The following is a 26,179-nucleotide window of genomic DNA, read 5'->3' as shown; positions in this document are numbered from 1 at the left end:
CGTCCCGGGCCGGCGCTGCATGCTGCCGGCCGGTTTTCGATTCAGGGCCGTCAGCGTGCAGGACGTCGTCCGCAGGTACGGTCTCGTTCGTCCGTTTCGGTTTGAGGTGATTTCGATGAAAGCCGCCGCATTGATCGCACTGACGTGTCTGGCGCTGACCGCTTGCGGCGGCGATGACAATTCCTCGTCTGCCGTATCCAGCGGCGGATCGGGGAAGAGCAACAATGGCGGCACCGGCGGTGGCGACGGCAGCGGAACCGGTGGTGCGGGCGGCAGCACGCTGACGTTGCGCTACGATGCGCAGGTTCCCGCGGCCGATGGCCCGGGCTTCCTGACGCTCCTCAACAGCGAGGGCGCGAAGGGCTTTCGCTATCTGGGCGACTATTACTACGATGCGGCCAACGGTGGCGGGACACGCTCGATCTTCGTGAACGACGGCACGGCGCAGACTTACACGTATCAACTGCAATCTCCGCCGGCCGACTGGCCGAGCTTCCTCAGCCAGGCCAACGGGCAAGGCGCGAGCGGCTATCGCTACGAAGGATCGTACGGTTACGGTTATCTGTATCGCAAGGACGGCGGCTCGCCGGCGACGTACACGTACGCGACCACGGGCCTGCCGGCCGACCCGAGCGCGTTCCTCACGCAGGCGAACGCGCAGGGACAGTCGGGCTACTGGTTCCTGAGCCCGATGAGCGTGGGATCGGTGCAGGCGAACGTGTACATGAAGAACAATGCTTCGAACGCGACCTACACGTACGATGCACTGGCCCCGGCGACGAACATCAACGATTTCATCGCGCAGGCCAACAGCGAAGGCACGAAGGGGTATCGCGCGAAGGGAGGGCAAGCGTTCGGCAGCACGATGTCCTGGATCTACGTGAAGGACCAGACGCAGTCGTCGACCTTCACGTACCAGTCGGCCGCGACTCAGTCGAGCGGCGCGAGTTTCGTGCAGCAGGCGAACGACTTTGGTGCGCAGGGCAATGCGTATCTGGGCGATCTGGCGTTCCGCGTATCGCCCACGGCGGCGATGCAACAGGCGCCCTTCTATTTCAAGGCCGGAAACTGCACGGGTTTCCTCTGCACCACGCTGAATCCGCTCACGCAGAACTGAGCCGGTGCATCCAGGGCGCGGTGACGCTCGCGGCGAGCGTGCCCGACTGCGCGGCGCTCGCATGAGCGCTCCGGCCCGGCCGGCTCGAAGGGGCCGTCCATTTGAAATCGGCAGGAGGCGCCACACCGGCTGAGGCGGCGTCCACTTCACGCATGCCTCGCCGGTCTCTGTCACACGGTGAGCTCAACCTTCCCGAAAAATCCCGCTATACGCGCTCAACGCCGGCACCCCGCCAAGGTGTGCATACAGCACCTTCGACCCCGGCTCGAATTCCCCGCGCCGCACCTTGTCGATCATCCCGTGCATCGATTTTCCTTCATAGACGGGATCCGTCAGCACGCCTTCCAGCCGCGCACACAGACGAATCGCCTCCAGCGTGCCATCGTTCGGCAGTCCGTATTCCGGCCCGGCATAGCGCGTGTCGAGCACCACGTCCTGCTCTTCGATATCGCGCCCCAGCCCGACCAGTTCGGCCGTGTGCCGGGCGATGCGCGTGATCTGCTCATGCGTGCGTTCGGGCGTTGCCGACGCGTCGATGCCGATCACGCGGTCCGCGCGTCCGTCGGCCGCGAAGCCGACGACCATCCCCGCCTGCGTGCTGCCCGTGACCGAGCAGACCACGACGTAATCGAACTTGAAGCCGAGTTGCGCTTCCTGCTCGCGCACTTCTTCCGCGAAGCCGACGAACCCGAGCCCGCCGAGCGGATGCTCGGAACACCCGGCAGGAATCGGATACGGCTTGCCGCCCGCCTGCCGCACGCTTTCCATCGCTTCTTCCCAACTGCGGCGAATGCCGATGTCGAAGCCGTCGGCGACGAGCCGCACGTCGGCGCCCATCATCCGTGACAGCTGGATGTTGCCGACGCGGTCGTACACCGGATCCTCGTAGTTGACCCAGTGCTCCTGCACGAGCACGCACTTCATCCCGAGATGCGCGGCGACGGCCGCGACCTGGCGGGTCTGGTTCGACTGCACGCCGCCGATCGACACGAGCGTGTCGGCGCCTTGCGCGAGCGCGTCGGGGACGAGGTATTCGAGCTTGCGCGTCTTGTTGCCGCCGAAAGCGAGGCCGCTGTTGCAGTCCTCGCGCTTCGCATACAGCTCGACCTTGCCGCCGAGGTGCGCGCTGAGGCGCTTGAGCGGCTGGATCGGCGTCGGGCCGAACGTGAGCGGATAACGAGGGAAACGTTGCAGGTTCATCGGCAAGCTCCGAAAGGCGGTCGGCGGGAATTCGAATCGGTCGGGTGCGGCCGGCACGCCGTGTCCCGATGGAAAAATGATAGGCAGGACCACGCGAAATGAGCTTGCGAAATAAATACGGAAGACCTACGTTACCGATGGGATATGGATCAGATACTTAATTTTGATTCGCCAAAAGTACAGGAGGCGCAATGAAATTAGACCGCGGAAGTGCATTGCCGGTCGATACGGCGTGGGTGCTCGACCGCATCGACCGCGCGATCCTGCGGCAGTTGCAGGCGGACGCGTCGATCTCGAACGTGAGCCTTGCCGCAAAGGTGAAGCTGAGCGCGCCGGCGTGCCTGCGGCGCGTCGAACGGTTGAAGGAGATGGGGCTGATTCGCGGCATCGTCGCGCTGCTCGAGCCGAAACCGCTGGGTGCCGGGATGCTGGTCGTGATCGGCTTCGTGCTCGATCGTTCGACGCCGGAGGCATTCGCCGAGTTCGAGAAGGCCGCGCAGAAGGTGTCGGGGTGTGTCGAATGTCACGTGGTGACCGGCGAATTCGACTACTTCATGCTGGTCCGCACGCGCGACAACGAGAGCTTCAACCGCTTGCACGCGGAACAACTGCTGTACCTCCCCGGTGTGCGGCAGGTGCGCTCGTTCATGGTGCTCAAGGAAATTCTGTCGACGCATGCGCTGCCGGTGTAGCGCATCGCGATGTGGTCGACCGCGCGCGCTGCGTTGACGGCATGCGTCAACCGAAGAGCCGTGCACCTCGCCACGGCCCCGCGCGCGGAGCCTGCGTCGTCACGACGCCGCGCGGCACGATCGCGTATGCTCGTCCCGTCAGCGGCGACGGCGGTTGCCGTGGCCGGATCAATCGTGTAACGACCGATCAACGAGCGAGGGGCATGATGGCTAGACAGACGATGGCGGAATACCTGGCGAAGACGCTGGCGGCAGCGGGCATCGAGCGCATCTGGGGTGTGACGGGCGACAGCCTGAACGGGCTGTCGTTCAGCCTGAGCCAGATCGGCTCGATCCGCTGGATGCATACGCGGCACGAGGAGAGCGCGGCGTTCGCGGCCGGCGCGGATGCCGCGTCGACCGGACGGCTCGCGGTCTGCGCGGGCAGCTGCGGCCCCGGCAACCTGCACCTGATCAACGGCCTCTACGACTGCCACCGCAATCACCAGCCGGTGCTCGCGATCGCCGCGCACATTCCATCGACCGAGATCGGCCTCGGCTACTTCCAGGAAACCCATCCGCAGGAACTGTTCCGCGAGTGCAGTCATTTCGCGGAACTCGTGACCAACGCATCGCAGTTCCCGCGCGTGCTCGCGCGCGCGATGCGCACCGCGATCGAGGAGCGCGGCGTCGCGGTGATCGTGCTGCCGGGCGACATCGCGCTCGGCGACGGCCCGGACGAGCCGCCGGCGTGGAGCGACTCGGCGCCGCCGTCGATCCTGCCGGCCGACACCGATCTCGACCGGCTCGCGGCGCTGCTCGATGCGTCGGACGCGGTCACGCTGCTGTGCGGCAGCGGCACGCAGGGCGCGCACGACGAGGTGGTCGCGCTGGCCGACACGCTCGGCGCGCCGGTCGTGCATGCGCTGCGCGGCAAGCAGTTCGTCGAATGGGACAACCCGTTCGACGTGGGGATGACGGGGTTGATCGGCTTCAGTTCGGGCTATCACGCGATGGAGTCGTGCGACACGCTGCTGATGCTCGGCACGGACTTCCCGTACCGGCCGTTCTATCCGACGCATGCGAAGATCGTGCAGATCGACTGGAAGGGCTCGCGGCTCGGCCATCGCGCGCCGCTCGCGCTCGGGCTCGTCGGCACCGTGAAGGAAACGATCGCGGCGCTGCTGCCGCGCCTCACGCGCAAGACGCAGCGGCGCTTCCTCGAGAATGCGCTGAAGCACTACGCGGCCGCGCGCAAGGGGCTCGACGATCTCGCCGTGGCCGAGCCGCCTGGCCGCGCGATTCATCCGCAATACCTGACGAAGATCGTCGACGACGTCGCGGCCGACGACGCGATTTTCACGGCCGACGTCGGCACGCCGACGCTGTGGGCCGCGCGCTACCTGACGATGAACGGCAAGCGCCAACTGCACGGCTCGTTCAACCACGGCTCGATGGCGAACGCGATGCCGCAGGCGCTCGGCGCGCAGGGCGCGCATCCGGGGCGGCAGGTCGTGTCGCTTTCTGGCGACGGCGGGCTGTCGATGCTGCTCGGCGATCTGCTGACCGCGCGCCAGCTCAACCTGCCGATCAAGATCGTCGTCTACAACAACAGCCTGCTCGGCTTCGTGTCGATGGAGCTGAAGGCGGCCGGCTATCTCGACACGAACGTCGACCTGAGTCCGACCGACTTCGCGGCGATCGCGAATGGCGCGGGGATCTTCAGCGTGCGCGTCGAGCATTCGGAGAACGTCGAGCACGCGCTGCGCACCGCGTTCGCGCACGACGGGCCGGCGGTCGTCGACGTCGTCACGTCGAAGTACGAACTCGCGATGCCGCCGAAGATCGAGATCGCGCATGCGAAGGGCTTCAGCCTGTTCATGCTGCGCGCGATCCTGAGCGGGCGCGGCGACGAGATCGTCGAGCTCGCGCGGACCAACCTGCGGTGAGGCGGCCGGGCGGGGCGAACCATCAGTTGTCCGACGCGTTGCCCGCTGCGTCCGTCCATTCACGCACCGCCTCTACGAACAACCGCAATGCCGCCGGCGGATGCCGGTTCGCCGGATAGTAGAGGCACAGGCTGTCGAACGTCTGCCCCCATTCGGGCAACACGCGCACGAGCCGGCCGTCGGCCAGATGCTCGGCGATGCGCGCGTGCGTGACCCACGCGATGCCGATGCCGGCGAGCGCCGCGTCGACCATCAAGCCCAGGTTGCCGAGCGTCATCGGCCCGTCGACGTCGACGCTTACGCGCTTGCCGTCGCGCATCAGGTCCCATCGATAGAGCGCGCCGCTTTCGAAGCGGAACCGGATGCACCGGTGGCGCGTGAGGTCCTGCGGCGTGTCCGGCGCCGGGTGTCGCGCCAGGTAGTCGGGCGATGCCACCGCGACGAAGCGGACCGCGTCGCCGAACCGCACGGCGATCATGTCGCGCGGCACGTCCTCGCGCACGCGGATGCCCGCGTCGAAGCCGTGTTCGACGATGTCGATCATCCGCGAATCGACGACGAACTCCACATGAATGTCCGGATAGCGCGCGGCGAAGCCGGGCAGCACGTGCCGGATCAGCGGGCGCGACGCGGATTCCGACGCACTGATCCGGATCTGGCCGGACGGCCGGTTGCGGGCGGTCGCGGCGTCGTTCATCGCGTCCTCGAGATCGGCGACGGCGGGCCGCACGCGCAGCAGCAACTGTTCGCCGGCCTCGGTCAGCGCAACCGAGCGGGTGGTGCGGTTGAACAGGCGCACGCCGAGCCGCGCTTCGAGATGACGGATCGCATGGCTCAGCGCCGACGGCGACACGCCGAGGATGCGGGCCGCACCGCTGAAGCTGCGCTGTTCCGCGATCGTGATGAAGGTCGTGAGTTCGCCGAGGCCGGTGCGCAGCATTGATGAAATTTCCTCAATAACGCATGAAATGGTACGCCGATTGTTGAGGCGTATCCATCAACCTACACTCGCTTCCTCGGCATCCCGTCGATCGTCTTTACCTTTCAGCAGGAGAAATTCATGCAAAAGCGCATGCTTGGCAAGAGCGGCCTCGAAGTCTCGGCAATCGGGCTCGGCTGCATGGGATTGAGCTACGCCTACGGCCCGGCTACCGACAAGGCGAGCGCCGTCGAGCTGATTCGCACGGCGTTCGAACGCGGCGTGACCTTCTTCGATACGGCCGAAGCGTACGGTCCGTTCGTCAACGAAGAACTGGTGGGCGAGGCGGTGGCGCCGTTTCGCGATCAGGTCGTGATCGCCACCAAGTTCGGTTTCGAGAACGGCGAGCCGATGAAGGGCGTCGACAGCCGGCCGTCGACCATTCGCGCGGTGGCCGACGCAGCGCTCAAGCGGCTGAAGGTCGACCGCATCGATCTGTTGTATCAGCATCGCGTCGATCCGAACGTGCCGATCGAGGATGTCGCCGGCACCGTCAAGGACCTGATCGGCGAAGGCAAGGTCGCGCACTTCGGGCTGTCGGAAGCCGGTGAGCAGACGATTCGCCGCGCGCACGCGGTGCAGTCCGTCGCGGCGCTGCAAAGCGAGTATTCGCTGTGGTGGCGCGAGCCGGAGGAGCGCATCCTGCCGACGCTCGAGGAGCTCGGCATCGGTTTCGTGGCGTTCAGCCCGCTCGGCAAGGGTTTCCTGACGGGGGCGATCGACGCGAGCACGACGTTCGATGCGACCGACTTCCGCAAAATCGTGCCGCGCTTCTCGGAAGAAAACCGCAGGGCCAACGCAGGCCTCGTCGACCTGCTCGGCAGGATCGCGGCCGACAAGGGCGTGACGCGCGCGCAGATCGCGCTCGCGTGGCTGCTGGCCCGCAAGCCGTGGATCGTGCCGATTCCGGGCACGACGAAGCTGCATCGGCTCGACGAAAACGTGGGCGCGGCCGCGCTGGTGCTGACGACCGACGAATTATCGGCGATCGAGACGGCGCTGCGGCAGATCACGATCGTCGGCGAGCGGTATCCGGCGCAGTTTCAGCAGCGCGTCGACCGCTGATCGGGCAGCCGTCGGTTGCACGGTACGCATCGGTGACGCAATCAGGGACAATCTTCACGTCGCCTTAAGTTTGCATTTCCTAGAATCGATTGATCGCCGCGCGAGCGCGGCGAACCGATTTCTTCAGGAGGATGCACGTGAAAGAGCCCCGTGTCGTCGTAGCCCTGTTGCAGGCAGTCATTGACACGTCGAAGCTGAAGGCGCAACCGCGCAAGGCTGGCCGATGACCTGGCCGAACGCATTGCGTGTCTCGGCACTGTTCGTGCGCGAGTGGGTCGGCCGCCCGGCCGCGGTGGGCGCGTTGTGCCCGAGTTCGCGGCATCTGGCGCGCGAGATGGCCGATGCGGTGCCGGACGGCGACGGGCTCGTCGTCGAGCTCGGCGGCGGCACCGGCGCGATCACCGCTGCGTTGCTCGAACGCGGCGTCGCGCCACGGCGCCTCGTCGTGGTCGAGCGATCGCCGGCGTTCGTGCAGCACCTGCGACGCCGCTTTCCCGGTATCTCCATCGTGTCGGGCGACGCGCGGCAGCTCGAGCGGCTGCTGCCGCCCGACGCGGCGGTCGATGCGATCGTGTCCTGCCTGCCGCTGCGCACGCTGCCGCGCGAGGACGTGACGGCGATCGTCGGGCAGTGCGAGCGTGTGCTGTCGGTCGACGGCGTGATGATCCAGTTCACCTACGATTTGCGCGTGCCCGAGCGTCACCCGCTGCGCGATCCGGCATTTGTTGCCGACGCCAGCCGGATCGTGTGGGCAAATATTCCGCCCGCGCGCATCGTCACGATGCGCCGGGCCGCCATCGGACAGGTGGCGTGATGCCCGCATCGTGGCGCGCTTCCTTTCATCGACCCTGCGGATGCCGTCGGTCGCGGTTCAAGTCGCGGCGTCCGGCACGCGCGCCGCGGGCCGCGACGCGGCCCGCCGGATGACGCGCTCGAGCGGCGTCGCGTAGCCGCGCGCGACGGCCGCGCTCAATCCGGCCGACAACGCCAGATACGCGACGAGCAGCACGAGCTTGCCGTCGCCGTGCATGGTGGGGGGCGGCCACACCGTGCGCAGCGCGCCGAGCGCGATCAGGTGGAACAGGTACAACTCGTAGCTGAGCCGGCCGCTCCAGCGTAGCGGCGCGAGCGCGCGGCCCGGTGCTCGCTCGCCGCGGGCATGCGCGCCGATCAGCAGCACGGCGGTGCCGAGCGCCATCGCGGATACGCCGGTCACATGGCTCTGCGCGATCGGCCACGCGAGATAGAGCACGGTCATCGCGATCGCGGTCAGCCATTGCACGGGCGCGGTCGCGAGCCGCTGCCAGCCGGCGCGTCCGGCCAGCAACGCGGTGCAGCAGCCGATCGCGATTCCGTCGAAGCATGCGAAATACGCATACAGAAACCCGCCTTCGTCGCCCGCATGCGTGAAGCGGTACACGGGGCCGATCGCGACGACCGCCAGCCAGAACGCGAACAGCCGCGCGTCGCGGCGCAGGGCGATGCACAGCAGCGGAAACGACAGGTAGAACACCTCTTCGACCGACAGCGACCAGAGCACGCCGAGCGCGTAATTGACCCATCCGTACGTGCCGATCAGCACGTTCATCCAGAACGTCAGCGATGCGAGATTGACGAGCCAGAACGACACGGCGACACCCTGCGGCGCGTGGTTCGCGAAGATCGGCACGCCGGCCGCCGCCAGCCCGTTGACGAGGGCGAGCAGCAGGAGCAGGCACGGGACGATGCGCGCGATGCGCGACACGTAGAACGCGCGCACGTCCATCGCGCCGAGGCTGCCCCAGCGGCGGCGCGCATTCGACGTGATCAGGTAGCCGGAGATCACGAAGAACATCGTCACGCCGTAGTTGCCGTTGCGGACCACCGCATGCACCGCGTCCCAGCCGAGCATGCGCGCGACGGACGTGTCGCGCAGCGAATACGGGATGTTGAAGTGATGCAGCAGGACGAGCAGGATCGACACGCCGCGCAGCACGTCGATCCGGGCATTGCGCGGCCCGGCGCTCATTGCGGCTGGCCCGGTCGCGCGCGAGACGGCCGCGCGGCCGGGAACGTGTCGCGTGAATGCGGGACGGCCTCGGGTTGGGCGTCGTGCAGCGTGGGGCGGCAGATCTTCAAGCGGGACTCCATCGGATCGGGAACAGGGCGAAATGTGTGCGATGCAGGCGGGCCAACCGGAAGCGGCCGAGCGTGCGTGCCATGAAAGCGCCGTCCGGCATCGAGGATGCGGGACGCCACGGTGGCACCAGTGTATCGGCGGATCGTTGGCGATTGTCCTGTCAGCGTTGACGGGGCGCACGCAGCGCAACCCGGCCGGTATGCGCCGCTGTTCCGGCATGCCATTTTTTGCACTGCAAAGCCGTTTTTTTGCACGGTATTTATGCGGCGCCTTCTAAGCTGGGGATGTGTCCAACAACCAGGACGCCCTCCGTCCGCGCCATGACCTTCATCCATCCCGTACCCGAATACGACATCGCCGGCCTTCAACTGCGTGCCGGGGCGCGCACTACCGTCATCCCGTTTCCGCCGCCTCGCCCGCGCCTGCGGTTGCCCGTCACGCTGACGGCCGACACCGGCGCGCTCGCGCATGCCCGGCTCGCGGCGTTGCTGCATTCCCCGCTCGGCGTGTATGTGGTCAGCGCGCGTACCGTGCGCGACGTGATCCATGTGGAATTCGACATCGCGTCGGAGGATCTCGACTTCATGCTGCACATGCTGATCGCGCAGCAGCTCGATGCCGTGATCGGTCCCGTTGCCCGCCGTCTGCGCGTGGCGGCGCAGGATCGTCCGGCCGGGGAACGCTGATTGCTCGTACCGCAGGGTTCGCCGCCGATTCGCCGGCTGTCGTGCCCGGGGGCGGGCCGGTCGCGGCGAGCGTTTGTGCGCCGCGGCGCACTCGGCGCCGGCCCTTGACAGGGAGGAATCCATGCACCTCATGGAAGAAGTGCAGACCACGCGTCCGGCAAGCGGACGCGTGCGGGAGGCGACGTTGCCGTCGGGCACGCAGCTGGCCCTGCAGTTGCGGGTCACCGTGCGCGCGGCGGACGTGCTGCTGCGTCAGGCGATCCGGCTGCCGGATCGCCATCAGTGGTCGGTCGACTCGGAACGTGTCGACGCGGCGGGCGGACCGCTGGCCGCCTGGGATTCGCACGTGACGCTGCGTATCGCGAAGACGTTCGCGCCGTCGGCCGATGCGAACGCGCGCGCCGGCGATCCCGACCAGGTTGCAGTCGACATTCGGCTGTTTCTTCCGGAGCAGGCGTATCTGGGCGAGCAGCACGTCGGCATCTTCGGCCGGCGGCACGGCAACCGGTTCGGTGCGACGCTGTCAGTGACGGCCGGGTCGCAGTGGGGCGGCCGGCGTACCGAATGCATTCCGCCGGCCGGCCGGCATGTGCATGGCGACACGCTGGAAGCGCTCGTCGACACGGTCGCGGGCATCGTCAACGCGGCGTTGCTCGCGGCGGGCCATCCACGACCCGGCGGTTTGTGACGGCGCGGGCGGCGGCGCGCGCCCGGCCGCGGTTCAGGCGTCGCCGGCCTGGCCGGTTTGCCGCTGGAGGTCTTCCATCAGTTGTTCCGCGAGAAAGTCGCACGGCGGGCGCTTCGATTTCGTGCTGCGCGCGAGGATCAGCTCGAGCGGCGGCAGATCGGGCAGCCCGTGCGAGCGGCCGAGCATCGACAATTGCGCGGGAATCGCGCAGCGCGCGAGCGGCGCGACCGCGAGCCCGGCCTCGACCATGCTGAGCAGCCCGAGCAGGCTCGGGCTTTCATAGGACGTGCGAAACGGCAGCTTCGCGCGTTCGAGGCTGCGGATCGCGTTCTCGCGCGCGACGCTGCCCGGCATGAACACCGCGATCGGCAGCGGCCGTTCTTCCCATACGCGCGGCCCGTTCGTCATCGCGGCCCACGCCATCGGCTCGTGGCGGATGAAGTCGCCGGACAGCCCCTTGATGCGCGTGCCGCACACGAGATCGACGGTGCCGTCCTTCAGGAGCGGCGCGAGCGCACTGCTCGGCAGCCCGATCACCTGGATCTCGACCTTCGGATAGGTCGCCGAAAACTTCTTCAGCACCGACGGCAGCAGCGACGACGCATAGTCGTCCGGCACGCCGATCACGACCTTGCCGGTCACTTCCGGCCGCACCACGGCCGCCCACGCCTCGTCGCGCAGCGCCAGCATTCGTCTGGCGAATCCCAGCAGCACCTCGCCTTCGCGCGTCAGCACGATGCTGCGCGGCTTGCGCACGAACAGCGGCCGGCCGATCGCGTCCTCGAGGCTCTTGATCTGCATGCTCACGGCCGATTGCGAGCGGTTCACCGCTTCGGCGGCGCGGGTCATGTTGCCGGTTTCCGCGACGGCGACGACGGTGGCCAGCACGTCGTGATCGAGCATCTTCATCGGTATCAGGAAAACTGAATGTAACGATCAGCATTATGCGTTTTTATTGTCGCTGTGTGTCTGCCATAGTGGCATCGAGCCTGCCGTATCGTTCGATGCGGCGCGGCCATCACGCCGGCGTGCCCGGCACGCAGCGTTGAACAGGGAAGAGTGGTGTACCGATGATGGATCATCCGTTGCGCGCCGCACTGGCCGCGGAATTGCATGCCCGGCCGTTCCTGCGGCTCGCCGAGGCCGTGTCACTCACGCACTACGCGATCTACGCGGACGGCCAGCCCGATATCCATGAAACGCTGCTGCACGCGCTGTGTCGCGACACCGGCATTGCCGTGCCGCAGGACGGCGCGACCCACCATGCGGTGCAGTCCCCGTGCGGCTGGCATCTGAAGTGGGAACGCCACACCGAATTCTCGACGTTCACGTTCGTCGCGCCGCGTCGCGACACCGGCTATTTCGACGATCTCGCGATCGAAGGGATTCCTGCCGCGTGGTTCGCGCGGCTCGCGGGCATCCGCTTCGTCGCGGTGCGCATGGAGTTGCTGTCGGGCGATGCCGCACGGCTCGTGTGCGGTGACATGCGCCGCTGGATCGACGGGCCCGCGCTCGTCGGCAGCAACGTGCTGGGCGGCGGCAAGGTGTTTTGCGACTGGCATGTGCGTGACGACGGCTTCATGCGCTTTCTCGTCGTCGACGAGGATTTTCGCGAGGAGCAAGGCGGCCGACTGCTGCAGCGCCTGTATGAAATCGAGACGTACCGGATGATGGCGCTGCTCGCGTTGCCGGTTGCGCGGCGGATGAGCCGCGAGCTGGACGAAATCCATGCGGCGCTGCATGCGTTGATGCAGCGGATGGACGCGAGCGGCGCCGACGGCGACGACGCGGCCTTGCTCGTGAAGCTCACGCATCTCGCGGTGCGGGTCGAGGCGCTGTCGGGGTCCGGCGGCCGCTTCAGCGCGTCGCGTGCCTATGAAAAGCTCGTGCTGGCGCGCATCCACGAATTGCGCGAGGAGCGCATCGAAGGGATGCCGACGATCGCCGAGTTCATGGAGCGGCGCTTCGCGCCGGCAATGGAAACCTGCCGCAGCGTGTGGGCGCGTCACGAGCAGATCGCCGCGCGGATCGCGCGCGCGGTCGACCTGTTGCGCACGCGCGTGAATCTCGCGCAGGAAAAGGACGTGACGCGCTTGCTGGCAGGCATGGAGCGCACCGCGCGCAATCAGCTTCATCTGCAGCACGCGGTTGAAGGATTGTCGGTGGCAGCCATTTCGTACTACGTGCTGTCGCTCGCGACAGCGGCGTTCAAGGCGCTGCACGTGATGAACCTGCCGGTCGATCCCGAACTGGCGGAAGGGCTGCTGATCGCGCCGGTCGTGTTCGCGGTGATTCACATCACGCGGCGCACGCGCGCGCAACTCGCACGGTCGGAGGGCGCGCATGACGGCGCACCCGTGCAGGCGGTGGCGTTGAAACAGGCAAATTAGAACATCGGCGACATATCAAAAGGAGTGGAGATGACTTTTACGCAAACGCAACCCGGGCTTTTTAGCGGCCTCGATGCATTCGACGAGCCGGTATGGGATGAAGCCGGCGCACCGGAGGAGGCGCATGTGACGTCGTATCAGGCTGTGCTGCAGGAGCCGATGGCGTCGCTCGTCGGGAATACGATCGATCGGCCGGATGTCGCGGCGGTGGCGATTCTTGGGTACAACTGACGCGGGTTTGGATCGCGTCGATTCGGGCATTCACCGCGGCCTGAGCGGGCGCCGGGCGTGACGAAACGGCGGGTGCGGGATGTGCCCGTCGTTTGTATGTTCGTCATGATCGGCACAGACTCCCGCTGCCGCTGCCGCTGCCCGCCGAGAACACTGCCGTTCGGCGACACATTCACGCACGTCTCCATTCCATGGCCACGCATCCCGCCGTTTCCCTTCACCTCACCGACACCGAACAACCGGCTGCCCGCGAATTCATCAGCCGCAAGCTCGGCGAATTCAACCACGCGATGACGGGCCGCAGCGACACGGCGGCGCTCGACGTCTACGTGACCGATCCCTCGACCGGCGAGGTCCTGGGCGGGCTCACCGGCCGAACGTCGCTCGGTCTCTTCTTCATCGACCTCTTTTACCTGCCGGAATCGCTTCGCGGCGGCGGCTTTGGCAGCAGACTGCTGCGCGAGGCCGAAGCGGAAGCGAAGCGGCGCGGATGCGCCCGCGCGGTGCTGTACACGATTACGTTCCAGGCGCCGGATTTCTACCGGAAGCACGGGTACGAGGCATTCGGCGAAGTGCCGTGCGAGCCGGAAGGGACGGCGCGCGTGTTCATGGTCAAGGCGCTTTGAACGACGTTGCCTGACGTCACCGCCCCGGCGTGGCGCGCTCGACGATCATGTCGTACAGCGCCTGCGCCGCGGGCGACAACTGCGCGGCCCGGCGCTTGACCAGCACGAGCGTGCGCGACACAGACGGCTCGACGAGTTCGATCGTGCGGATCATCGGATAAGCGTTCTTCTGGATCGCGAGCTTCGGCACCACGGCCGCGCCGAGGCCTTCGGCGACGAGGCCGAGCGCGGTCGAACTGCGCTGCACTTCGTAGAACGAATGCAGCGTCACGCTGCTCGTCTTCAGCGCACCTTCCAGCAGCCCGCGATTGCCGCTCACTTCGCCCGCGAAGATCAGCGGATGCGGCTGCAGCGCGGCCCAACGAATCCGCCGACGCTTCGCGAGCGGGTGATCGTCGCGGCAGACGAGCACGTACGGATCATGCATGAGCGGCACGCTGACGAGTTCGGGGTGCTGGTCGCCCGCGATGCTGATCCCGAATTCCGCTTCGCGGCGCAGCACGGCCTGCAATACCGACGCCGACGCGTGATCGAGGATCTTCACGCGATCGTGCGGCCGGTGCCCGGAAAACGCCCGCAGAATACGGGGGAGATACTGAACGCCGACCGTCGGCACGCACGCGATCGTCACGTCGCCGCGCTGGCTCAGGCCCGTTTCGCGGATTTCGGTCAGCGCATCCGACAGCTCGTTCAGCAGCCGGCGCGCCTGCGGCAGGAACCGCCGGCCGATTTCGGTGAGGGTGGTGCGGCGTGTCGTGCGTTCGATCAGCGCGACGCCGAGAAACGATTCGAGCTTGCGCAGCCGCTGCGTGATCGCCGTTTGCGTGACGTGCAGCGTGTCGGCCGCCTGCCTGAAGCTGCCGCGGTCGGCGATCGCGACGAAAGCCTGGACACCGAGCGTATCGATTTTCATCAGAAACATGAATCAATAACGATATTAAATTCATTTTACTGAAGAACCGCGAGATCGCAGAATGCGCTGCATCGACGGCTGTCGATATCCCGACGCCGTCCACGCCGACCAGGAGGCATACCGTGACGACATCACTCGATCAATACGCCAACCAGTACGTGCGATTCGAAGACGAACGCACGCGGCCCGTGCGCGATCTGCTGGCCGCCGTGCCGGATACGCCGATCCATACCGCGATCGACATCGGCTGCGGGCCCGGCAATTCGACCGAAGCGCTGATCGCGCGCGCGCCCGACGCGACGGTTCGCGGGATCGACGCGTCGCCGGACATGATCGCGGCCGCGCGCAAGCGCCTGCCCGCGCTGCGTTTCGATCTCGCGGATGTCTCCACCTGGGACGATCCGGGCGGCTACGATCTGATTCTGTCGAATGCGGTGCTGCAATGGGTGCCCGCGCACGGCACGCTGTTTCCGTCGCTCGTCGGCCGGCTCGCACCGGGCGGCCATCTCGCCGTGCAGATGCCCGACAACCTCGACGAACCCGCGCACCGGCTGATGCGCGAGGTTGCCGCGGCCGGACCGTGGGCACACAAGCTGAAGGACGCGGCGCGCACCGAGCGGTTCGACGCGCCGTATTACTACGCGTTGCTGTCGCCGTCGTGTTCGCGGGTGGATGTCTGGCGCACGACTTACTACCATCCGTTGCGCGGCGGGGTCGATGCGGTCGTCGAATGGTTCAAGGGCAGCGCGCTGCGGCCGTTCCTCGCGGCGCTGGACGAAAGCGAACGCGGCGCATTCGTCGCGCGCTATCGCGACGCGCTCGCCGGTCCGGACGGCTATCCGCTGCTCGACGACGGCACCGTGCTGTTGCCGTTTCCGCGCCTGTTCATCGTCGCGACACGGAAGTAAGGCGACAGCAACACCGGGGCGGGGTCGCGACTGATCGTCGTTCAGGCCACCGGCCGCATCGATTCCGGATCGACTGTCCGGCTCTTCGCGGACTGCCCGTCGCGAAGATCCTTGTACCAGAAGAGGGCGACTTCCCCGTCGTTCGCGCCGTCGGCGTACAGGAAGCGGTCGTGGCCGCCGATGACGAAGCCCGCCCGCGCATACGTGCAGCAGGCCGCGACGTTGTTCGCCTGCGTTTCCAGCCGCATGAAGCCGAACCCGCGGTTGCGCGCCCACGCTTCCGCAGCCGCCAGCAGGAACTGGCCGATCCCTTGGCGCCGGCAACCGCGATCGACCGCGAGTTCCGCGATCTCGGCCATCCCGTTCCAGCTTTCGGTGATCGCGACGAATCCCGCGAGGCGCCCGCCCGCGCTCGCGCGGAACAGCGCGGTGCCGCCGGATGCCTCGCGCGCCCAGCCGGCCGGGTCGAAGCCGTAGTCCTTGCGCCGCACGGGCAGCGCGCGCAAATCGAGCAGATCCTGGTACGGCGCATTCAGCTCCCACGCGATCTCGAACGAAAAGTCGCATCCGTTCAGTTCGTCGGCGGGCAGATCGACCGCCTGTTCGATGCTGATGTGCTCGGCTCGGTCCATGTGTGTCGGTGTCCTGTCTTCAGCGGGATTGCCAAGAATTCCCCCGGGGCGCGCGCCGCCGCCTTGCGGCGAGCCGGATCACGCCCGTTCCTGTTTCGAATTGCTGCGCTCGCACAATGCTTCCCCCTGCGGCGCGGTTCAACGCCCGATTATGCGGGATATCGGCAGCGACGCTGCACCGACCTGGAACGGGTGTGCAGCCACGCCACGCATCGGTGCTGAACGCGATATGTTCAGTGATGCATATCGAAACGGCGATCGACTGACCCGGACCGCATTCACAGGCACGGGAGCGCCATATTGAATTCGACGCAGCGGGAAGGCGTCGGCGAAGCGTTTTCGCTCGACGCGATGCGGCACGCAAGAATGCACGCGATCGACAAGGTCGGCAATCTCGGCGATTTCGACGGCGCACCGGCCGCCGGGCTGTGGATTCTGGAAATCCGAATCGTGCATCCGACGCGGACGTTCGGCCCGTTCCACGAAGGCTTGCTGATGTGAGCCGAGCCGGGCGACGCGCGCCGTGAACGCGCGTCGCCGGCCGCTCGTCAGATGCTGATCGCGACCGGGCCTGCCAGCGGCGTGTAGCCGTCGTCGAAGAGGAACCACGCATCGTACTGGCCGGACGCAAGCGCGCTGTTCGCCGTCGTCGAGAACAGCAGCGAGCCCGTGCTCTTCGGCAGGTACGCCCACGACTTGTAGCCGCCCTTGGTCGGTTGCGCGCCGCGCGGGTAGATGCCGACCCAGTTCTTCGGGCTGTGGCGCCACGGCGGCACGACGTAGTCGAACCGCAGCGTGCCGTACGACGAGCCCTGCGACGACAGCGCGGCCACGAACTTCCCGTTCGTATTGCCGATCGCCGAATCGGTCAGCAGCGTGCCCGCTTGCGCCTGCACGCAGCCGGCCACGCGGCGCAGGAAGTTCGGATCGTTCGCGTCGCGGATGCTCGCGTCGTACCAGCCCGCGTCGCCGTACCACGTCACGGCCTGCGTTGCGCCGGCCGGCACGCTGACCGACTGCGGCGTGTTCATCCCGTACGCGTTGTCGACGAGCTGGAACGTTGTCGCGCTCGACCCGGCGGTGTTGTCGAGCGTGATCTGCACGTTGCCGTTCTGCACGTCGTAGCAGAGGCTCACTTCGGCCGACGAACCGGTATTTCCCGACGCGCCGACGTTGCCGCGGAACGTCTGCAGGAATCCGTTCGGCCCGTAGACGGAATAGTCGTAGCCGCCGGCCGAGTCCAGTGCGAGCGAATCGGACAGGGTCGTGCACGCGTTCGCGCCGGCGCCGATCGTGTATTGCCGCGGGATCGTGCCGGTGCCGTCGACCCACGCCTGCAGATGCACGCCCGCCGTGCCGGTATTGGTCATCGTCAGCGCGAGCGTCTTGCCGGAGCGGTTGACCTTGCCCTGCACGAAGAACTCGTACGGCAACCGGCACGCCGCATTGCGGCCGGTCGTTTGTGCCGGCACCGCGGTGGTGGTCGCCGGCGGGATGATGACCGTCCAGCCGTTCGGGTCCATGTTGCTGGCCGGGCTCGGGATCGCGGGCACCGTCTGGTCGGGATTCGTGAAGTCGAATGCCGACGTGAGATCGCCGCACACGGTGCGCCGCCACGGCGTGATGTTGGTTTCCTGCAGCCCGAAGCGCGCTTCGAGAAAGCGGATCACCGACGTGTGATCGAACACCTGCGAGTTGACCTTGCCGCCTTTCGACCACGGCGAGATCACGAACATCGGTACACGCGGACCGAGGCCGATCGGCACGTCGCCGCTCGCCGAACCGTCGGACGCCGCGCCGCTGCTGCCGACGAATTCGGCCGAGGTCGAGACCGTCGACTGGCCGGTGCCCGCGTATGCGCTGGATGGCACCGCGGGCGGCACGTGATCGAACAGGCCATCGTTCTCGTCGTACATCACGAGCAGCACCGTGCTGGCCCAGACCTTCGGATTCGACGTCAGCACGTTGAGGACGTTGCTCACATACCATTCGCCGCCGCTCGCGGCCCACGACGGATGTTCGCAGTACGCGTAGGGCGCGGCGATCCACGATACTTGCGGCAGCGTGTCGTTCGCGACGTCGGCCTGCAACTGGCTGAACAGGCGGGCGTCGTATTCGGTGCCGCCACCCGTCGGGTCGATTTGCGTGCCGTTGAGCGCCGGCGCGAGCGGATCAGTCGCGCCGAGGTTCTGGTACTGCCTGAAGTTGAGGATGACGTTGTCGCCGTAGTTGCCGTTCCACCAGAGATCCTTGCTCGAGCCGTTGTATTCGCCGTAACCGTGCGCGGCATCGAGCCCGTTGCCCTTGTCCTGGTAGAACTTCCACGTGACGCCGGCCGCATTCAGCCGTTCAGGCATCGTGGTCCAGCCGGTGCCGGTCATCGTGTTGGTCGTGTACGGCGTGTAGCCGGCCACGTTGCCGCAGCAACCGGTCCACAGATACAGGCGGTTCGGGTCGGTCGGCCCGAGCATCGAGCAGTGGTAGCTGTCGCACACGGTGAAGGCGCTCGCCAGCGCGTAATAGAACGGGATGTCGTTCTGCGTGAAGTAGTACATCGTGCCGCTGGTCTTCGCGCCGGCCCAGTTGTCGTAACGGCCGTTGTTCCATGCGCTGTGCGTGCCGCTCCAGCTGTGGTCGAGGTCGCCGTAATAGGTGTCGCCGTTCGCGCTGCCGGCCGGCGGCGACGGGTTGAACGGAAACACATACGACAGCAGCCACGGCTGGCGCCAGACCGGATACCCGCTCGAGATCACGACCGGGCGCGGATCGCCGAAGCCGCGCGCGCCGCGCAGCATGCCGAGGTAGTGGTCGAACGACCGGTTCTCCTGCATCAGGATCACGACGTGCTTGACGTCCTGGATCGTGCCGGTGACGGTCGCCGCCGGAATCGACTGCGCGCGCAGGATGCTTTCGGGCAGCATGCCGGTGACTGCCGTGGCGCCTGCGAGCTTCAGCGCATCGGCCAGGAACTGACGTCGTGTCGTGGATTTGTTTTGCATGTTCGCTCTCTGTCATGAATCGCCGGAGGACTGGCCGGGACGCCCTCGTGCTTCAACCGCCGGGGGTTTGCAGTGGCAGTCACGCCGGACAAGGGCAGGTGCTCGTCAGTGGCAAGCCGTGGCGCAGTGCAGGACGGGCGCGGCGGCCGGGCCCGATGCCGATGCGCGGTTCGCGGCGAGATTGCCGGCCGCGCCGGAATCGCCATCGCCGCAACCGGCCAGCGTGCAGAGGAGCGCGATCATGAAGGCGGTGCGCCGGTGCGGAAAACGACGTTCCTTGCCGGCGGGCGGAGCAGGGTTGTCTCGACTCGATTCGAGTCGGATTCCTGAATGATTGACGTGCGTCGTTCCGGTTCCTGCTTTCATTGCCCCTCCAGAAATGAAATGAACAGCGGAGAATATCGCCCGAATCAGAACAAATTCATGACAGGCCATCCGCGCGTGCCGGCGACGTGCGACAGCCTTGCATCGGGATTGGTCGCGACGGGATGGGTCACGTAGTCGAGTAACGGCACGTCGTTGATCGAATCGCTGTAGAAATAGGTTCGTTCGAAATCCGACGGCGCGTAGCCGAGCGAATCGAGCCATGCGTTCGTGCGCACGACCTTCCCTTCGCGAAAACTCGGCACGCCGGTGCTGCGTCCGGTGAACTGTCCGCCCGGCGTGCCGTCGTCGGTATCGAGCTCGATGCCGAGTAGATGCTCGATTCCAAACTCGGCGGCGATCGGCCCCGTCACGAATACGTTGGTCGCGGTGACGATGCAGCAGAGATCGCCGTTCTCGCGATGGCGATCGACGAGCGCGCGCGCCTGCGGCGTAATGGCCGGCCGGATCACCTCGTCCATGAACTGCGCGTGCCAGCGTTCGAGCTGGGCCCGCGGATAGCGGGTGAGCGGTGCCAGCGTCACCGCGAGATACGCGTCCATGTCGAGCGTACCGGCCGCGTAGTGGCCGTAGTGCTCGTCGATCAGCGCCGCGTGCGTGTCGTCTTCCAGCGAGCCGACCCGAGTGAGGAAGCGGCCCCAGGCCTGATCGCTGTCGAGCGGCAGCAGCGTGTGATCGAGATCGAACAGCGCGAGATTCCTGTGCATGTGAAAGTCCTTGTATTGCGTGACTGCCGGCGTGCTCATGCGCCGATGAGTTTCTCGATCGCGTCCTTCGCGTTCTTCCCGTCGATGGTCGTGACGCCGTCGAGCCACTTGGACAGCACGCCCGGGTTCTTCCTCGCCCATTCCTTCGCGACCGCGACCGGATCCGCATGATTCATGATCGGCACCATCAGCTGGTTCTCTTCGTCGGTCGTGAATTTCAGGTTGGTCAGCAGGCGGCCGACGTTCGGGCAGCGTTCGAGGTAGCCTGGCGTGACGAGCGTGTAGACCTTCGCCGAGCCGTAGTTCGGGCCGAACACACCGTCGCCGCCTTCCAGGTACGCGATCTTGTAGTTGATGTTCATCGGATGCGGCTCCCACGCGAGGAACACGATCATCCGGTGTTCCTGCACCGCGCGCGTCACCTGCACCAGCATCCCGGCCTCGCTCGACTCGACGAGCTTGAAGCCACCGAGCCCGAATTCGTTCCGGTCGATCATCCGCTGGATCAGCGCGTTGCCGTTGTTGCCGGCGCCGATCCCGTAGATCTTGCCGTCGAGCTGGTCGCGAAACTTCGCGATGTCGGCGAAGCTCTTCAGGCCCTTGTCCGATGCGTATTGCGGCACGGCCAGCGTGTAACGCGCGCCGACCAGGTTCGGCTGCGGCAGCAGGTGCACGGCGCCGGCATCGACGAATGGCTTCACCGTCGGCGTCATGCTCGGATCCCAGTAGCCGAGGAACGCATCGATCTGTGCCTTCTTCACGCCGGCCAGCACGATCGGCGGCGACGCGATCGTCTTGCTGGCTTCGTAGCCGAGCCCGTCGAGCAGCATCATCGCGACGCCGGTCGTGGCCGCGATGTCGCTCCAGCCGACATCGCCCAGCGTCACCTTCCTGCAGACGTCGCTTTCGGATGCATGAGCGGGTGCCGTCGCAATCGACGCGAGCAGCATTGCGGCCAGCATCCAAGCCTTCTTAATCATGTTGGTCTCCTAAGAAAGTGTTCCGGATCGGGTTGCGTGAATGGTCCGACGATCGATCGTATTGATCGGATGAAACAAACGAACTTGGGTCTAGCCGCGCGGTTTTTCGTAACGTATATTAGAACGCACAAAATCGCAAGTTCGCACAAAAATACAACCCGCGGCGCGCGCGAACCGTCAGCCGGACGAAAGCAGAACACGTCGGGCGGCGTGTCCGGGCAGGCCGCGTTTCATCAAGTCGTTCGAATAAGGGAGGCATCGCATGATCAGTCAGATGGAAATCATTTCCCGCCTGTTGCTGGCCGCGCTGCTCGGCAGCATCATCGGCATCGAGCGCGAACGGCTGTCGTGGGCGGCCGGGCTGCGCACGCACATGCTGGTGGCGGTCGGCGCGGCGCTCGTGATGGTCGTGTCGGCGTTCGGCTTCGCGGACATCCAGAATGCGAAGAACGTGTCGCTCGACCCGTCGCGGGTCGCCGCGCAGGTCGTGTCGGGCATCGGCTTTCTCGGCGCCGGGTCGATCATGCTGCGCGGCGAGATCATTCGCGGGCTGACGACGGCGGCGAGCCTGTGGGTTGTCGCGGCGGTCGGGCTGGCGGTGGGCGGCGGCATGTACGTCGCCGCGATCGCCGCGACGGCGATCGTGCTGGCGATCCTCGCCGGCCTGAAGCCGATCGAGAAGCGCTTCTTCGCCGCGCGGCAGCGCTGGGGCGTGCGCATCCTCGCGAGCCGCGGCGCGGTGAAGCTGACGTCGCTGCAGGCGATGCCCGGGATCGACCAGGCGCGCATCGTCCAGTTCGTCATCGAACAGGACGACGCGACACCGGACGACGACCGGATCCACGTGGTGTTCTCGAAGATGACGAGCCGCGAATTCCAGGTGGTCCGCCAATCCCTGCAGACCCTGGGCGGGATCAAAAAGATGGAGGAGAGCGCCGCGTAGCCGAGGTTCGAATACCATTGACGTTCATTTCCAAGGACATTTCATGTGGCAAGAAGAGCGATATCAGAGGATTCGGCTTCTGTTATCGAAGATGCAGCGCGTTTCCACCGACCGGATCATGGCCGACTTGAACGTGTCGCGGGAAACCGTGCGCCGCGATCTCGTCGATCTCGAGGCGATGGGGGAGCTGAAGCGCGTGCACGGCGGCGCGGTGCAGGTGGGCGACGAAGCGCCGATCGCCGAACGCGCGCAGACGCACGTGAAGGCAAAGCAGGCGATCGCGCGCGCCGCGGCGCGGCTCGTCACGGGCTCGCAGACGCTGTTCATCGACGCGGGCACGACCACCACGCTGCTGGCCGAGGAGTTGGCGAAGCTGTCCGGCCTCACGATCGTCACGAACTCGATCGACGTCGCATTGAAGATGCGCTCGAGCGACCCCGGCCACGCGAAGAACGAAACGATCCTGCTCGGCGGGATGATCGGCACCCGCGCAGCCGCGACGGTCGGCGACGGGACGATCGCCGAGATCTTCCGCTATCGCGCCGATCTTGCGTTGCTGTCGCCGGTCGGCGTCGACCACGTGCGAGGCGCGACGAACTACGACCGGATGGAAACGGAAGTCGCGCGCGCGATGGTCGCCAATGCGGCGGACGTCGCGATCCTGGCCGACTTCAGCAAGCTCGGCACGAACAGCCGGATCGGTTTTTGCGAACCCGCGCGGATCGGCACGCTCGTGACGGACCAGAAGGCGGAATCGGTCGACAGCTACCCGAGCATCAAGAAAGTTGTCCGGAACATCGTGTTGTCGTAATGCGGGCCGGCTGACGGGGATCGTCGCGCGCATGCTCGAGCGCCGAGCGGGCGCCGCGCCGTCCATCGTATATGCTTGAGCGCATCGTTCTACCGGCGGACAACATGAAGACTTCGGCACACGCCAAGCCAGAGATGCGGTTCAGAATGCGCATTCAGCAGGCCGGCACGATCGCGCTCGGGCCGGGCAAGGTCGCGCTGCTCGAGGCCGTGCGCGAGCACGGATCGATTTCGGTGGCGGCCGCAGCCTCGAGATGTCGTACCGGCGCGCATGGCTGCTGATGGACGAACTGAACCGGTCGCTGAAGGCGACCGCGACGGTGTCCGAACACGGCGGCCAGAGTGGTGGCGGCAGTGTGCTCACGCCCGTGGGCGAAGAGATCATCCGGCTTTATCGCGAGATCGAGGATCGGGCGCACGCAGCCCGTGCGAGCGAAATCGCCGCACTGACCAAGATGGTGCGCCGCTGAAGCTTGCGCGGTCGCTTGGTCGCGCGATGCCGGCGGCTTACGCGTGCCGCAGGCAGAAGCGCGACGCTTCGCCCGCCTGCGTATCCGTTGGCAAGACCGCACGCGCATGCGCATCGAGCCGCCCGATCAGTTCGACGAAACTGGCGACGCTCGCGGTCCGCAGCGGGTAGTACGCGATCTGCTGGCGTCGCACATGCGCTTGAGCAGGTTCACCGAATCGTGGTCGACGCAGTCGACCGGGAATACCATCAGATTCGCGCCCGGCAACGCGGCGGCCAGCAAGCCCTTGCGATCCTCGATGCACGCCGTCGTGCAACGTCAGTTCGCCGCCTGCCGTCTCGGCGATCCGCCGGATGGCGCGGTTCGACCCGGGCCGGCCGCCGACACAGACGACGCGCTTGCCCCGCAGCATCGACAGTGACTCCGCCACGGGCGCGGCCGGATCGTCGGTTGGGGCCTGCACCGTTGCGTTGGCGTGTTCCCGCCCTGGACACTGGGGCCTTCGGCATGCATCCGTCGACGGCGCCGCACGCCGGTTTCGACGCCTATCATGTCGACGAAGACCGCGGAACGGTTCCAGCCGCTCGAATTCATCGCCGGCGGCACCGGGTCGTCGTGCTCGGCACGTAACGCTGGCATGTTCATGCCACCGGTCGCACGTCCGAAGACTGGGTGCATTTGCTCAAGATCGAGAGCGCGACGTTTGTCGAGTATCACGACACCGAGGCCGAAGCGGCGGCACATCGACCGTGACGACACCGCGATCGTGCACGGCATCGTCTCCATCGCAAGCGTGAATCGCAGCTTCGGCTGGCCGCTCCGGTCAATCGGCCGCACGACCTTCCGCGTCGACGTGCCGCTGCATCTCGCGATGAAGCGCAGCCCGAGCGACAAGCCGATCATCGACTCGTTCAGCGAGGATTTGTCGCGCGCGTTCAACATCAAGGCGATCGCGCTGGTCGCGTAGCGCGGCACCTGCTCAGGCGTCGATGCGCTCGACCTTGCCGACCAGCGGCCCGTACGACAGGCTGCCCGCGAGTGCCATCGCGGCGATGTAGGTGATCGCACGCGAGAAGTCCGCGCCGTCGACGAGCAGTCCGATCACGATCGGCGTCGCGATCGCAGCCAGGTTGCCAATGAGGTTGAACACGCCGCCCGTGAGGCCGAGCAGCCGCGCCGGCGCGAGACCCGACACGAGCGACCACGTGATCGATGCGAAGCCGTTGCCGAAGAACGCGATCGTCATGAACGCGATCACCCAGCCCGTCGACGTGACGTAGTTCGCGCCGATGATGCAGGTCGAGATCAGCAGCCCCGAGATGATCGGCAGCTTGCGCGCGAAGCCCTGCGACGCGCCGCGCCGCATCAGCCAGTCCGACAGTACGCCCGAGCACAGCACGCCGACGAACGCGGCGAGAAACGGCAGCGACGCGAGAAAGCCCGACTTGATGAAGTCCATCCCGCGATACTTGATGAGGTAGGTCGGGAACCACGTGAGGAAGAACTACAGCGTCGAGTTCAGCGCGAACTGACCGAGATAGATGCCCCATAGCTTGCGCCGGCCGAGCACGACGCCGAGGTCGCGCCACGTCGACGGCGTGCGTTCCGTGCGCGCGGCGATGCGGTCCTCGAGATCGACGAGGCCGCCGCCGTCGCGGATCGACGCGATTTCGGCCGCGTTGACGCCGCGAAACGCGCGCGGTTCGCGATATACCGCGTACCAGACCGCGGCCCACGCGATGCCCGCAAGCCCGGTCGCGACGATCACCATGTGCCAGCCGAGATGCACCTGCAGCCACGCGAGCACGGGCGTGAGGAACGCGAGGCCAACGAACTGCCCCGAGGTGTAGCCGCCGATCGCGCTGGCGCGCTCGCGAGTCGGGAACCACGTCGTGACCACGCGGTTGTTGATCGGATAGGCCGGCGCTTCGAGCGCGCCCACCGCGAGCCGCAGCACGATCAGCCCGACGAACGAACCGGCGAAGCCGAGCAGCACTGTCGCGGCCGACCACAGCGCGAGCGCTCCCGCATACAGCACGCGTGGCGACACCTTGTCGACGAGCCAGCCGCCGGGGATCTGCATCAGCGCATAGGTCCAGCTGAATGCCGAGAATACGAGGCCCGCGCGGACCGGGTCGATGTTCAGTTCCTTGAACAGCGCGGGCGCGGCGATCGACAGGTTGCTGCGGTCGAGATAGTTGATCACGACTGTGACGAACAGCAGTGCGAGGATGATCAGGCGCTTGCGGCTCGGCTGAGTGGTCGAAGTTGTGCGAGTCGTGGATTCGGATGCGGTACCGCCATACGCGGTCGAGCGCTCCGGCAGGTTCGCGTGGGTGCGTGACGCGGATCGGGCCACGGTCGTCTCCTGTGTTCAATGCCCGACCGGCGCCCGCGAGCGGGGCGGCTGAATCGAATGGCGTTGGGGCGAACGTTAGAGTCGTGGGGTGAAACGCGTCAACATTTGAGCGGGCATCCCTATTAATGAGATGTTGGGTGCTCAATATGTGGCAATGCGTGGCGATAGCGCCGCATCGTGCGCCAGTCTGAGGCTGAACGCATATGTTTGTCGCACAAATGTTCCAGGAACTCGACCAGAGATGCCCGAGCGCACGTCAATTAGACGAGCCCGAAATTTGGAATTTGTGGTTTCCATTCAACAGTTTGGCAATTGTTGACAGTTACCTTTCATGGTTTCGGTAAGCTCTCGTC

At 66.4% G+C, this 26,179-nt stretch carries 25 protein-coding genes and 3 pseudogenes; 16 read left to right on the top strand and 12 right to left on the bottom strand.

Translation table 11 applies throughout. The features are described 5' to 3' along the window. Window positions 1-115 precede the first annotated feature (115 nt). Window positions 116-1,117 carry a hypothetical protein gene (locus ACV22W_RS32110; protein WP_448023487.1) on the top strand — a complete coding sequence of 334 codons (1,002 nt, stop codon included), beginning with the start codon at window positions 116-118 and terminating at the stop codon, window positions 1,115-1,117. A 183-nt stretch (window positions 1,118-1,300) separates the two neighbouring features. On the opposite strand, the gene ACV22W_RS32105 is transcribed toward ACV22W_RS32110, so the two are convergent. Then, entirely contained in the window at window positions 1,301-2,317 is a 1,017-nt protein-coding gene (locus ACV22W_RS32105; RefSeq protein WP_448023485.1) for a 1-aminocyclopropane-1-carboxylate deaminase, read from the bottom strand. A 191-nt stretch (window positions 2,318-2,508) separates the two neighbouring features. Between ACV22W_RS32105 and ACV22W_RS32100 the strand changes: the two genes are divergently transcribed. Both ACV22W_RS32100 and poxB read left to right on the top strand, forming a co-directional pair. Further along, window positions 2,509-3,009 carry an Lrp/AsnC family transcriptional regulator gene (locus tag ACV22W_RS32100; protein WP_448023483.1) on the top strand — a complete coding sequence of 167 codons (501 nt, stop codon included), beginning with the start codon at window positions 2,509-2,511 and terminating at the stop codon, window positions 3,007-3,009. Window positions 3,010-3,215: 206 nt separating this feature from the next. Continuing rightward, window positions 3,216-4,937, top strand: a complete 1,722-nt coding sequence (poxB, locus tag ACV22W_RS32095) for a ubiquinone-dependent pyruvate dehydrogenase (protein WP_448023491.1) — start codon at window positions 3,216-3,218, stop codon at window positions 4,935-4,937. Window positions 4,938-4,959: 22 nt separating this feature from the next. On the opposite strand, the gene ACV22W_RS32090 is transcribed toward poxB, so the two are convergent. Continuing rightward, on the bottom strand, window positions 4,960-5,877 hold the full coding sequence (locus tag ACV22W_RS32090) for a LysR family transcriptional regulator (protein WP_448023481.1): 918 nt from the start codon (window positions 5,875-5,877) through the stop codon (window positions 4,960-4,962). Between the two features lie 120 nt (window positions 5,878-5,997). Between ACV22W_RS32090 and ACV22W_RS32085 the strand changes: the two genes are divergently transcribed. Together ACV22W_RS32085 and ACV22W_RS32080 are read left to right on the top strand one after the other, a co-directional pair. Continuing rightward, window positions 5,998-6,981 carry an aldo/keto reductase gene (locus ACV22W_RS32085; protein WP_448023480.1) on the top strand — a complete coding sequence of 328 codons (984 nt, stop codon included), beginning with the start codon at window positions 5,998-6,000 and terminating at the stop codon, window positions 6,979-6,981. Between the two features lie 223 nt (window positions 6,982-7,204). Then, window positions 7,205-7,795 (top strand): class I SAM-dependent methyltransferase, encoded by a 591-nt coding sequence (locus ACV22W_RS32080; protein WP_059692532.1) that lies wholly within the window; start codon window positions 7,205-7,207, stop codon window positions 7,793-7,795. Between the two features lie 57 nt (window positions 7,796-7,852). Here ACV22W_RS32080 and ACV22W_RS32075 read toward each other — a convergent pair whose 3' ends face one another. After that, a complete protein-coding gene (locus ACV22W_RS32075) occupies window positions 7,853-8,989 on the bottom strand; it encodes an acyltransferase family protein (RefSeq protein ID WP_448023477.1) in 1,137 nt (378 codons plus the stop codon). Window positions 8,990-9,420: 431 nt separating this feature from the next. On the opposite strand from ACV22W_RS32075, the gene ACV22W_RS32070 reads away from it, so the two are divergent. Next, window positions 9,421-9,786, top strand: coding sequence for a hypothetical protein (locus ACV22W_RS32070; RefSeq protein ID WP_448023476.1), 366 nt, complete (start codon window positions 9,421-9,423; stop codon window positions 9,784-9,786). Between the two features lie 121 nt (window positions 9,787-9,907). Next, complete coding sequence (locus ACV22W_RS32065; RefSeq protein WP_448023475.1) at window positions 9,908-10,474, top strand: hypothetical protein; 567 nt, start codon at window positions 9,908-9,910, stop codon at window positions 10,472-10,474. A 33-nt stretch (window positions 10,475-10,507) separates the two neighbouring features. Here the strand turns inward: ACV22W_RS32065 and ACV22W_RS32060 are convergent, their stop codons facing one another. Beyond that, window positions 10,508-11,383, bottom strand: coding sequence for a LysR family transcriptional regulator (locus ACV22W_RS32060; protein WP_059464981.1), 876 nt, complete (start codon window positions 11,381-11,383; stop codon window positions 10,508-10,510). Window positions 11,384-11,544: 161 nt separating this feature from the next. Between ACV22W_RS32060 and ACV22W_RS32055 the strand changes: the two genes are divergently transcribed. The 3 genes from ACV22W_RS32055 (at window position 11,545) to ACV22W_RS32045 (ending at window position 13,721) form a co-directional block, all read left to right on the top strand. Then, on the top strand, window positions 11,545-12,864 hold the full coding sequence (locus tag ACV22W_RS32055; RefSeq protein WP_448023474.1) for a DUF3422 family protein: 1,320 nt from the start codon (window positions 11,545-11,547) through the stop codon (window positions 12,862-12,864). A 30-nt stretch (window positions 12,865-12,894) separates the two neighbouring features. After that, window positions 12,895-13,095 (top strand): hypothetical protein, encoded by a 201-nt coding sequence (locus ACV22W_RS32050; RefSeq protein WP_448023472.1) that lies wholly within the window; start codon window positions 12,895-12,897, stop codon window positions 13,093-13,095. A gap of 191 nt (window positions 13,096-13,286) precedes the next feature. Further along, window positions 13,287-13,721 (top strand): GNAT family N-acetyltransferase, encoded by a 435-nt coding sequence (locus ACV22W_RS32045; RefSeq protein WP_448023470.1) that lies wholly within the window; start codon window positions 13,287-13,289, stop codon window positions 13,719-13,721. Between the two features lie 16 nt (window positions 13,722-13,737). Here ACV22W_RS32045 and ACV22W_RS32040 read toward each other — a convergent pair whose 3' ends face one another. After that, window positions 13,738-14,634: a LysR family transcriptional regulator gene (locus ACV22W_RS32040; RefSeq protein ID WP_448023489.1), complete on the bottom strand. Its 897-nt coding sequence runs from the start codon at window positions 14,632-14,634 to the stop codon at window positions 13,738-13,740. Window positions 14,635-14,756: 122 nt separating this feature from the next. On the opposite strand from ACV22W_RS32040, the gene tam reads away from it, so the two are divergent. Further along, entirely contained in the window at window positions 14,757-15,542 is a 786-nt protein-coding gene (tam, locus tag ACV22W_RS32035; RefSeq protein WP_448023468.1) for a trans-aconitate 2-methyltransferase, read from the top strand. A gap of 41 nt (window positions 15,543-15,583) precedes the next feature. Here tam and ACV22W_RS32030 read toward each other — a convergent pair whose 3' ends face one another. Then, on the bottom strand, window positions 15,584-16,174 hold the full coding sequence (locus ACV22W_RS32030) for a GNAT family N-acetyltransferase (RefSeq protein WP_448023467.1): 591 nt from the start codon (window positions 16,172-16,174) through the stop codon (window positions 15,584-15,586). A 300-nt stretch (window positions 16,175-16,474) separates the two neighbouring features. Between ACV22W_RS32030 and ACV22W_RS32025 the strand changes: the two genes are divergently transcribed. Beyond that, window positions 16,475-16,675, top strand: a complete 201-nt coding sequence (locus ACV22W_RS32025) for a hypothetical protein (protein ID WP_448023465.1) — start codon at window positions 16,475-16,477, stop codon at window positions 16,673-16,675. 47 nt (window positions 16,676-16,722) lie between these two features. Here the strand turns inward: ACV22W_RS32025 and ACV22W_RS32020 are convergent, their stop codons facing one another. The 4 genes from ACV22W_RS32020 to ACV22W_RS32005 form a co-directional block, all read right to left on the bottom strand. Continuing rightward, on the bottom strand, window positions 16,723-19,173 hold the full coding sequence (locus tag ACV22W_RS32020) for a phosphocholine-specific phospholipase C (protein WP_448023464.1): 2,451 nt from the start codon (window positions 19,171-19,173) through the stop codon (window positions 16,723-16,725). A 105-nt stretch (window positions 19,174-19,278) separates the two neighbouring features. Then, window positions 19,279-19,608, bottom strand: coding sequence for a hypothetical protein (locus tag ACV22W_RS32015; protein ID WP_448023463.1), 330 nt, complete (start codon window positions 19,606-19,608; stop codon window positions 19,279-19,281). Continuing rightward, on the bottom strand, window positions 19,584-20,264 hold the full coding sequence (locus tag ACV22W_RS32010; RefSeq protein ID WP_448023462.1) for a histidinol-phosphatase: 681 nt from the start codon (window positions 20,262-20,264) through the stop codon (window positions 19,584-19,586). Before ACV22W_RS32010 ends, ACV22W_RS32015 begins: the two co-directional genes overlap by 25 nt. A gap of 35 nt (window positions 20,265-20,299) precedes the next feature. Continuing rightward, window positions 20,300-21,244, bottom strand: coding sequence for a choline ABC transporter substrate-binding protein (locus tag ACV22W_RS32005; RefSeq protein WP_448023461.1), 945 nt, complete (start codon window positions 21,242-21,244; stop codon window positions 20,300-20,302). A gap of 262 nt (window positions 21,245-21,506) precedes the next feature. Between ACV22W_RS32005 and ACV22W_RS32000 the strand changes: the two genes are divergently transcribed. The 3 genes and pseudogenes from ACV22W_RS32000 (at window position 21,507) to ACV22W_RS31990 (ending at window position 23,467) form a co-directional block, all read left to right on the top strand. Then, on the top strand, window positions 21,507-22,187 hold the full coding sequence (locus tag ACV22W_RS32000; protein WP_448023460.1) for an MgtC/SapB family protein: 681 nt from the start codon (window positions 21,507-21,509) through the stop codon (window positions 22,185-22,187). 43 nt (window positions 22,188-22,230) lie between these two features. Beyond that, window positions 22,231-22,998 (top strand): DeoR/GlpR family DNA-binding transcription regulator, encoded by a 768-nt coding sequence (locus ACV22W_RS31995; protein WP_448023459.1) that lies wholly within the window; start codon window positions 22,231-22,233, stop codon window positions 22,996-22,998. A 146-nt stretch (window positions 22,999-23,144) separates the two neighbouring features. Next, window positions 23,145-23,467, top strand: a pseudogene (locus tag ACV22W_RS31990) (winged helix-turn-helix domain-containing protein). Window positions 23,468-23,504: 37 nt separating this feature from the next. Here ACV22W_RS31990 and ACV22W_RS31985 read toward each other — a convergent pair. Next, window positions 23,505-23,930: a hypothetical protein gene (locus ACV22W_RS31985; protein WP_448023458.1), complete on the bottom strand. Its 426-nt coding sequence runs from the start codon at window positions 23,928-23,930 to the stop codon at window positions 23,505-23,507. Window positions 23,931-24,296: 366 nt separating this feature from the next. Between ACV22W_RS31985 and ACV22W_RS31980 the strand changes: the two are divergent. Beyond that, window positions 24,297-24,434 (top strand): annotated as a pseudogene (locus ACV22W_RS31980) (LysR family transcriptional regulator); the annotation flags it as partial. Window positions 24,435-24,446: 12 nt separating this feature from the next. On the opposite strand, the pseudogene ACV22W_RS31975 reads toward ACV22W_RS31980, so the two are convergent. Further along, window positions 24,447-25,826: pseudogene (locus ACV22W_RS31975) on the bottom strand (MFS transporter). Between the last annotated feature and the right edge of the window lie 353 nt (window positions 25,827-26,179).

The organism is Burkholderia sp. AW49-1 (genome assembly GCF_053427845.1).
This window is presented reverse-complemented; position numbering and strand designations above follow the sequence as displayed.

Excerpts from the sequence above, each read along its gene's own strand:
- ACV22W_RS32110 (WP_448023487.1), top strand. The coding sequence starts at position 116 with ATGAAAGCCGCCGCATTGATCGCACTGACGTGTCTGGCGCTGACCGCT.
- ACV22W_RS32055 (WP_448023474.1), top strand. The coding sequence starts at position 11,545 with ATGATGGATCATCCGTTGCGCGCCGCACTGGCCGCGGAATTGCATGCC.
- ACV22W_RS32040 (WP_448023489.1), bottom strand. The coding sequence starts at position 14,634 with ATGAAAATCGATACGCTCGGTGTCCAGGCTTTCGTCGCGATCGCCGAC.
- ACV22W_RS32020 (WP_448023464.1), bottom strand. The coding sequence starts at position 19,173 with ATGCAAAACAAATCCACGACACGACGTCAGTTCCTGGCCGATGCGCTG.
- ACV22W_RS32010 (WP_448023462.1), bottom strand. The coding sequence starts at position 20,264 with ATGCACAGGAATCTCGCGCTGTTCGATCTCGATCACACGCTGCTGCCG.
- ACV22W_RS32060 (WP_059464981.1), bottom strand. The coding sequence starts at position 11,383 with ATGAAGATGCTCGATCACGACGTGCTGGCCACCGTCGTCGCCGTCGCG.
- ACV22W_RS32030 (WP_448023467.1), bottom strand. The coding sequence starts at position 16,174 with ATGGACCGAGCCGAGCACATCAGCATCGAACAGGCGGTCGATCTGCCC.
- ACV22W_RS32070 (WP_448023476.1), top strand. The coding sequence starts at position 9,421 with ATGACCTTCATCCATCCCGTACCCGAATACGACATCGCCGGCCTTCAA.
- ACV22W_RS32080 (WP_059692532.1), top strand. The coding sequence starts at position 7,205 with ATGACCTGGCCGAACGCATTGCGTGTCTCGGCACTGTTCGTGCGCGAG.
- ACV22W_RS31995 (WP_448023459.1), top strand. The coding sequence starts at position 22,231 with ATGTGGCAAGAAGAGCGATATCAGAGGATTCGGCTTCTGTTATCGAAG.
- ACV22W_RS32045 (WP_448023470.1), top strand. The coding sequence starts at position 13,287 with ATGGCCACGCATCCCGCCGTTTCCCTTCACCTCACCGACACCGAACAA.
- ACV22W_RS32090 (WP_448023481.1), bottom strand. The coding sequence starts at position 5,877 with ATGCTGCGCACCGGCCTCGGCGAACTCACGACCTTCATCACGATCGCG.
- ACV22W_RS32065 (WP_448023475.1), top strand. The coding sequence starts at position 9,908 with ATGCACCTCATGGAAGAAGTGCAGACCACGCGTCCGGCAAGCGGACGC.
- ACV22W_RS32000 (WP_448023460.1), top strand. The coding sequence starts at position 21,507 with ATGATCAGTCAGATGGAAATCATTTCCCGCCTGTTGCTGGCCGCGCTG.
- ACV22W_RS32105 (WP_448023485.1), bottom strand. The coding sequence starts at position 2,317 with ATGAACCTGCAACGTTTCCCTCGTTATCCGCTCACGTTCGGCCCGACG.
- ACV22W_RS32100 (WP_448023483.1), top strand. The coding sequence starts at position 2,509 with ATGAAATTAGACCGCGGAAGTGCATTGCCGGTCGATACGGCGTGGGTG.
- ACV22W_RS32085 (WP_448023480.1), top strand. The coding sequence starts at position 5,998 with ATGCAAAAGCGCATGCTTGGCAAGAGCGGCCTCGAAGTCTCGGCAATC.
- ACV22W_RS32050 (WP_448023472.1), top strand. The coding sequence starts at position 12,895 with ATGACTTTTACGCAAACGCAACCCGGGCTTTTTAGCGGCCTCGATGCA.
- poxB (WP_448023491.1), top strand. The coding sequence starts at position 3,216 with ATGGCTAGACAGACGATGGCGGAATACCTGGCGAAGACGCTGGCGGCA.
- ACV22W_RS32075 (WP_448023477.1), bottom strand. The coding sequence starts at position 8,989 with ATGAGCGCCGGGCCGCGCAATGCCCGGATCGACGTGCTGCGCGGCGTG.
- ACV22W_RS32005 (WP_448023461.1), bottom strand. The coding sequence starts at position 21,244 with ATGATTAAGAAGGCTTGGATGCTGGCCGCAATGCTGCTCGCGTCGATT.
- ACV22W_RS32015 (WP_448023463.1), bottom strand. The coding sequence starts at position 19,608 with ATGGCCTGTCATGAATTTGTTCTGATTCGGGCGATATTCTCCGCTGTT.